Origin of the sequence: Rhodoferax sp. UBA5149, from assembly GCF_002413825.1 — a bacterium.
Lineage (GTDB): Bacteria > Pseudomonadota > Gammaproteobacteria > Burkholderiales > Burkholderiaceae_C > Rhodoferax.
In genome coordinates, this window is record NZ_DHXT01000159.1 from 19572 (window position 1) to 20824 (window position 1253).

Genomic DNA, 1253 nt, shown 5'->3' on the forward strand with positions numbered 1-1253 from the left:
TTTGCCGGCGATGAGCCGGTCTTCGCCATCGACACGGTGCATCACATTGGCCAGGTCATCGGCGTGGTGGTGGCCGACAGCGTGCTGCAGGCGCGGCACGCGGCGCGCCAGGTCAAGCTCGACCTTGAAGCCCTGCCCGCCATCCTCACGATCCAGGACGCGCTGGCGGCGCAAAGCTATGTGCTGCCACCGGTGTTTGTGCAGCGCGGTGACGCCGCACAGGCCTTGTCCCGGGCCGCGCACACTCTGAGCGGAACGCTCGAAGTGGGCGGCCAGGAACATTTTTATCTGGAAGGCCAAGTGGCCTACGTACTGCCGCAGGAGCAGAACCAGTGGCTCGTTCATTCCAGCACGCAACACCCCGGCGAAGTGCAGCACTGGGTGGCACACGCCTTGGGGCTGGACAACCATGCCGTGCGCGTGGAATGCCGCCGCATGGGGGGCGGCTTTGGCGGCAAGGAAACGCAGGCCGGGCACCTGGCGGTGTGGGCGGCGGTGGCGGCGCACAAGCTCAAACGCCCGATCAAACTGCGGCTGGACCGCGACGATGACTTCATGGTCACCGGCAAGCGGCACCCGTTTGCCTACGAGTACACGGCAGGCTTTGACGACACCGGGCGCCTCAGCGGCCTGAAGCTCATGATGGCCGTCAACTGCGGCTTCAGCGCCGACCTGTCCGGCCCGGTGGCCGACCGCGCCATCTTCCACGCCGACAACGCCTACTTCCTGGAAGACGTGGCGATTGCGTCCTACCGCTGCAAGCTCAACACGCAAAGCCATACGGCTTTTCGCGGCTTTGGCGGACCGCAAGGGATGATCGTGATCGAGACCATCCTGGGCGACGTGGCGCGCCATCTCGGACTGGACCCGCTGGATGTGCGGCTGCGCAACCTGTACGGCGATGAACTGGTGAGCCCTTCGACAGGCTCAGGGCGAACGGAAATATCCCCCGTTCGGGCTGAGTACGTCGAAGCCCCGCGCCGCGACACCACCCACTACGGCATGCCGGTGGAAGACAACATCCTGCAGCCTTTGCTATCAAAACTGGAGCTGTCCGCGCAGTATCGACGAAGGCGGGAGGCTATTTTCTTATGGAACGCTGGCCGCCCGGTGATCCAGCGCGGCCTCGCCCTCACGCCCGTCAAGTTCGGCATCTCCTTCACCGCGACGCTGTTCAACCAGGCCGGTGCCTTGGTGCACGTCTATCTGGATGGCAGCATCCAGGTCAACCACGGCGGCACCGAGATGGGCCA

Annotated in this window: 1 protein-coding gene; it reads left to right on the top strand. The window is 65.0% G+C overall.

Annotated features, from left to right (window positions below; all coding sequences use genetic code 11):
• Window positions 1–1253 (top strand): molybdopterin cofactor-binding domain-containing protein (locus tag B3V69_RS14135; protein WP_296447566.1); only part of this gene is annotated, 1253 nt, incomplete at both ends.